We start from the raw sequence: 5,361 nt of genomic DNA, 5'->3' as shown, positions 1-5,361 counted from the left end.
ACATCTTAATCCCGTTCCACAACTGCACACTGGAGAACAGGCCGGTGGAGCAACTGATCGCCACATCGTGACCAGCTGCCTTCAGAGCAGGTGTCCACAGGGCGGTCTGTGTCCCGTAGCCGGAGCCGATGAGCGGCGAAACTGAATGCCACAAAATGCGCATTAACTATTCCTTTTTTTATTTTGCTTACGTTTAATCCATGCAAGACGATAATGTTCTCTTTGTATTGGAGTGCGGATCTTATTCCTATTAGGACTAACCCAACCGCTTGCTTTTCTTTTTATCCAGGCTTCTTTTAGTCGCAAAACTGTTATAGGAGGACGATGTTCTCCTTTTGACGCTCCCGGATGTCCCATCAATGTTTTACTGATCTTGTCGCCCCACGTACACCGCCACCCCTTCTTCCCTTCTTTCATTCGTGCGCGTGCTTCAAGAGTATGGTGTCTTCCTGTTATGGCTTTTCTTTGTTTTTCGATTTGTTCAGGAGTATGTTTACGACCGGTTAATGCCTTACTAATTTTTCTGCAAGAGGCCTTTGTGAGAATGCCGCCATCCCCACCATCCGTTCCATTTGTCAATTTAACTCCACCATCTCGAAAACGTTTAATCCAGGAAATCTCTTCCTTACTTCCATTTCCTTCATAAATACCAAGTAACGTAATTGTCGGAAGCAAACCTTTGTTCAACATCGAACGGATCCAACGATCTTTGTATGTATTGCCTCCTCTATTAGCACCGTCAAGATGTCCTTGCATTCGTTCTTCTAACGACTTGACAGTCTTTCCCACATACCGGACAAACCTGTTTTCCCCACGCAAAGCATATATCTTAGTTCTCATATCATGATCCGTTTGTAAAGGTCGAGGTCTTTCTTCCGATTATTGATTGCCGATAGCACTGCCCCTTTATCCTGCGCGGACAGGCTGTACGAATAATTCCCAATACTCTCACTCTGCAAATTGCTATTGTACTTTGTGCTTGACAAAACATCTTGCAAAATCTGATGGACGAGCAACGCTAATCCAGGAGGTAACGTCCCGTCGCTAGCTGGAGTCTCGCCTGCCGCATCGCTCGGCAAGGTATATCCAGCCTTGTAATAAACTAAAATGTTTGCCGACCCTAACGGGAACCCTGGACCGATTCCTGTGGTAGCATCGAACCCTTCAACTATCGATCCGCCGCCAAACCCCACCGGGCCGTTGCCGCTGTCGAGCAATTCGATCATATCTTCGGATATTATCTTGATCGGAAATGGATTGTCCGGAAGTATAAGATCAGCAGTGTCTGGATCAACAGCACTCGCAGCATAGATTGGACGAAGCATACTGGTTGGTTCAGTTTCATAATCGGCACTGTTCAGAGTCACCGACCAACCGGACACCGCCTCGATGGCAGTCTTCAGAGTTGACAATATCTTGCTCGTCCCCACGGGCAGGTCGGTTGTCTTCACTACCCCGGCTGTGGAGATCTCGGTGAGCGACAGGTTCGTCCCGTCAAACGAGACGCTGGCCCTGCTCACGGTGGCTGATGTGTTCTCGATGTACCCGGCAGTCTCTGTGCCAAGGAACACGTTGTACAGGGACAGGATCGGCCACTGCTCCAGCCGCAGGATCGGACTGCCCGTCCCGTCCACCCAGCTGAGGTAGGTGGTCACGACCAAATCCCGCTTCAAGTACTTCGCGATCTGGTCGGATATCTGTGGGATGAGGGCAAGAATCAAAGCATCCTGCGAAGTCCCCGTCATGCCCACGAACTGCTTAAACCGAGTTAGAGTCGTTAATTCCATAACATCCTACCCCTTTACGCACGCAAGACACGTCCTGGTTCGTCCTACAACGCGTCGAAACGCCTCAGCCATAGCCTTTACAGCCCCCGGCCCTTGCAACCCGTCCTGGAGTGTTTTCGCCGCTGGCGGACCGGCAACCATCTTGTTGGCCTGTGGCTTGGTAATCACTGCTCAATCCTCACGGTGACAGGCTTGGCCGGGTTGAGTTTCACCCGGTTCATCTTGTACCCGTCGTTGTAAAAAAGCATCCCACGCAACACCCGGATCGCCACGACTGCCGGACGCTTGCTAACCGTCACGGTGACATCCACAGGTTCTACTTCCATCGGGCAAGCCTTATTCTCGGCCGGCAAAGCCGTTTCCTGTTCTTCTGATTTTCCATCCTGTTCTTCGACCCGTTCAATTTCTCGTTTTATCTCTCGCTTTGCCATAACCATTCTCCTTATTTTACGTACAGAATAACTGACCCTGTCCTGTTGCTACCCGCGACCGTTACCCCGAGCGTGAGCAGATCGTTGACCACATATGGCACCACATTGGTCGTGACACTATCGGTGATCTTGATCCCCGGCACCACGCTGGACACCGCGCTCGTGGAAACGCCTGCGCCCAAACCTGCCAGCACGTCCACGCCCGACCCATCCTTCAACGTCAAGCTATAAGTCGCACCAGTGGAGGTCCCGTCAAGGACCACCCGCGCAATCTCGCCCCGCACGTAGAATGTGGTTGCCTGACTGACAATCCCGTTGGTCGAGGCGGTCCAGGCCAGAGTGTACTTGGCGGGTGAACTGATAAGCGTCTTGGTCTCAACAACCGTTCCTTCAGCGAGGACAAGCCCCGCCAGTCCCGCAATCACAAAGCATAAAATCTTTTGCATGAATCTCCTTCCTCACCGGGGCTGTGGCCGGATTGCCGACAGCCCCATTGAGCTTCAAGTTAGTGATTCCGTTGAACCGTTCCGATGAACGTGAGGATATTGGTTGTCCCGTTCAAGTCCAGGTTTGTTACTATACACACCCCACCACCAGCCGCATTAGTCAAGGCCGCTATTGGAATGTTGCCCCCAATGCTTGACCCACCGGTCGTCAACGCATTTGTAATCGAAGCGACAGGAATGTTTCCACCGATATTTGACCCAGCTGTTGCCAAGGCGTTGGTTATACGTGCAAGGGCAAGATTACCGCTTGCAATATTTCCAGCAGCGCCGTTCGTTGCTGCGCCATAATCAACGGCCGGAAGTACCATTCCGCCAGCAAGCACATTAGTCACTATAGAAGGATCAAGCATACCCGCTGTGACCGTTCCAGCCCCAACGATGTTTGTCCTCATTGTGGCATAGTTTGCTAAAGCGACCAGAGTCTGACCGTCCGCACTTGGAGTCACTCCTGACCAAGTATCCAATTGAGCATCGTAAGCCTGAACATCAGTGCCAATCACCAAATTCAAGTTAGTCCGCATAGCCGCGTAGGTCAGCAAGAGCAATGCTTGTGCATTTGCCGAAGGCGTGATGCCTGCCCAAGTAGTCAAATCAGCGTCATAGGCTTGCACGTCCGTTCCGATTACAAGAGTCAAGTTAGTCCTCATAGCCGCATAGGTTAAGAGTAACAAAGCCTGCGCGTTTGCAGACGGAGTTATTCCTGCCCATGTGGTTAAGTCAGCATCATACGCCTGGACATCGGTTCCAATTACCAGTGACAGATTTGTTCGAACTGCCGCCGGAGTCAGCGCCGCTCCCACACCACTAGCATTACCTACAACCATATAGGTATTTGCCAACGTGAGGTTGCCAGGTAGCAAACTGACACCTGTAATCGGATAACGCGGATCAAGGGTGACATTGTAAAGGCCTCCCGTGCCCATCGTCATGTTGGTAATACCTGTCGCAGTCGCTTTGTAGATCACATCACCTTGACCAGAGGGACCGGAGTATTTGACCTCCACGTTAGCCCCAATCAAAGGCAACGCGATCAACGCGAATGCCATAATTTCCATTATCTTCTTCATTTCTTTATTCCTCCAAGTCCCATCAGGGAGGGCCAGGTTTGATCCCGGCCCTCCCGTCAAGGTAGTTTTCGTTTTGCTTGTTTTCCATTAAATATAGCTAACGTCCTCTTCTTGAGAAACTCAGAATTTGAACAGACTCTCTTCATAGAAGCACTTATTCTTTCTCTGTACTCAGGATTTGTGAAATGCTTTTTCATATCTTCACTGTGTTTCTTTTTCAATCCTGGATTTTCTAAGTACCTCTTTTTTATTAACTCACTATGCTTCTTTTTAGCTTCGGGATTTTCCCAATATCTTTTAACACTTTCACGCACTCTCTTTCTCATCATCGGGTCTTCCCAACACTTTATTGAAGCTACGCTGTTTTTCTTCCGAGACTCTCTTGAAGGATTTCCTCCTTCACCACCTTCTGTATTGTTTGTAAGTTCAATCCCATGATCCCTGAAATACTTAATCCAAGCAATTTCTTCCTTATTGCCATCACCATCCACTTTTGCTATGAGCGTGATAGAAGGAAGTTCGCCTCGATCAAGCATCTGACGAATCCAATTAGCTTTATGAGTATTGATTCCCTTACGAGCATCAGCAAGGTGATCGTTTAACCGAGATTCGAGAGAATTGATGGTCTTTCCAATATACCGAACAAAATGACGTTCTCTTAAAGCGTATATTTTAGTTGTCATCAATTCTCTCTATCTCGTATGAATTTATGAATTTACGCTCGGCATATTCTCGGCGCCGCGAACGTACCGAGGCTCGTACAGCTCGTAAATGCACGCGATATGCGTGCAGTTAGTGACCGCCGTGCAGTTCAGCCGGATGTACTGGTTCTCGCTCTTGAACGTATCCGTGTCGAGCATGTCGGCCCGGACCTCGAATATGTAGAGCGATGTAGCCGAGGAAGCCCCAGCAGTCGTCAGCGTGGAGGCCTCGACGCGGGTCAGGGCGTCATTGGCTGCCGTGTCCCCGCTGATGGTCTCACACTTCCAATACTCGCTGAACGCCAACGCCGTGCTGGCGGTCGTGGTCGTGCCCTGCTTGAGGGTCACAGTGCCGTCCGCCGCCGTGCTGTTGGTCGTGATGAACAGAAGAATACGACATTTCGCGTACTTCGCCATGTTCACCGACTTCGTAGCCGTATCAAGCGCTCCGGTTTCCATCGGGTCGCGCATCACTACCTTCGTGCATTCTGTCAATCTCATTGCCTGTCTCCTTAATTTCAGCTACCCATTGGATCTACCGCGCCTAATTGCGCCGTCCATCCCAGGCTCGCCTACTTTTGTTTTTTGTCATCGTCAACTTACGCGGTCGCCTTGAACTCGACCACCGGACTCAGCGTGGAGCCATAGGTGGGGGTCATGGCGGTGGCCGACTCGTTCTGGCCGTCAATGTACTTGGTCATGCGGAAGGCCGTCTGGCCAAGGTCGAATTTCAGGTGGATGCTCTGCGCGATTTCCGGGCCACTCTGATCGTCGGCGATCGTGTAGTCCGAGAAGTCAGTCAGAAGCACGCAACCTGCGGTACCCAACGCCGGAACCTTTTCGGTCCAAACAATCGGATATCCCCACAG

At 50.6% G+C, this 5,361-nt stretch carries 8 protein-coding genes; all 8 read right to left on the bottom strand.

The window, feature by feature from the left end:
- Positions 1-162: 162 nt before the first annotated feature.
- The gene (locus WC359_14610; GenBank protein ID MFA5401679.1) at positions 163-840 is read right to left on the bottom strand and encodes a hypothetical protein; all 678 of its coding nucleotides are present in this window, start codon (positions 838-840) and stop codon (positions 163-165) included.
- On the bottom strand, positions 837-1,787 hold the full coding sequence (locus WC359_14605) for a phage head-tail connector protein (protein MFA5401678.1): 951 nt from the start codon (positions 1,785-1,787) through the stop codon (positions 837-839). Before WC359_14605 ends, WC359_14610 begins: the two co-directional genes overlap by 4 nt.
- A gap of 164 nt (positions 1,788-1,951) precedes the next feature.
- The gene (locus WC359_14600; protein ID MFA5401677.1) at positions 1,952-2,218 is read right to left on the bottom strand and encodes a hypothetical protein; all 267 of its coding nucleotides are present in this window, start codon (positions 2,216-2,218) and stop codon (positions 1,952-1,954) included.
- A gap of 11 nt (positions 2,219-2,229) precedes the next feature.
- Positions 2,230-2,664: a hypothetical protein gene (locus WC359_14595; GenBank protein MFA5401676.1), complete on the bottom strand. Its 435-nt coding sequence runs from the start codon at positions 2,662-2,664 to the stop codon at positions 2,230-2,232.
- 59 nt (positions 2,665-2,723) lie between these two features.
- On the bottom strand, positions 2,724-3,791 hold the full coding sequence (locus WC359_14590; protein MFA5401675.1) for a hypothetical protein: 1,068 nt from the start codon (positions 3,789-3,791) through the stop codon (positions 2,724-2,726).
- Positions 3,792-3,847: 56 nt separating this feature from the next.
- On the bottom strand, positions 3,848-4,474 hold the full coding sequence (locus WC359_14585; protein MFA5401674.1) for a GIY-YIG nuclease family protein: 627 nt from the start codon (positions 4,472-4,474) through the stop codon (positions 3,848-3,850).
- Positions 4,475-4,498: 24 nt separating this feature from the next.
- Positions 4,499-4,993: a hypothetical protein gene (locus WC359_14580; protein ID MFA5401673.1), complete on the bottom strand. Its 495-nt coding sequence runs from the start codon at positions 4,991-4,993 to the stop codon at positions 4,499-4,501.
- A 98-nt stretch (positions 4,994-5,091) separates the two neighbouring features.
- Positions 5,092-5,361: phage major capsid protein (locus WC359_14575; protein MFA5401672.1), on the bottom strand; the 270-nt coding region annotated here is incomplete at its 5' end.

It is taken from the genome of Dehalococcoidia bacterium (assembly GCA_041653995.1).
Lineage (GTDB): Bacteria > Chloroflexota > Dehalococcoidia > GIF9 > UBA5629 > CAIMUM01.
Note: the sequence above shows the minus strand (reverse complement) of the source record. Positions and strands in the feature narration are given on the sequence as shown.

Coding starts and splice junctions, on each gene's coding strand:
- WC359_14610 (MFA5401679.1), bottom strand. CDS start 840: ATGAGAACTAAGATATATGCTTTGCGTGGGGAAAACAGGTTTGTCCGG.
- WC359_14605 (MFA5401678.1), bottom strand. CDS start 1,787: ATGGAATTAACGACTCTAACTCGGTTTAAGCAGTTCGTGGGCATGACG.
- WC359_14600 (MFA5401677.1), bottom strand. CDS start 2,218: ATGGCAAAGCGAGAGATAAAACGAGAAATTGAACGGGTCGAAGAACAG.
- WC359_14595 (MFA5401676.1), bottom strand. CDS start 2,664: ATGCAAAAGATTTTATGCTTTGTGATTGCGGGACTGGCGGGGCTTGTC.
- WC359_14590 (MFA5401675.1), bottom strand. CDS start 3,791: ATGAAGAAGATAATGGAAATTATGGCATTCGCGTTGATCGCGTTGCCT.
- WC359_14585 (MFA5401674.1), bottom strand. CDS start 4,474: ATGACAACTAAAATATACGCTTTAAGAGAACGTCATTTTGTTCGGTAT.
- WC359_14580 (MFA5401673.1), bottom strand. CDS start 4,993: ATGAGATTGACAGAATGCACGAAGGTAGTGATGCGCGACCCGATGGAA.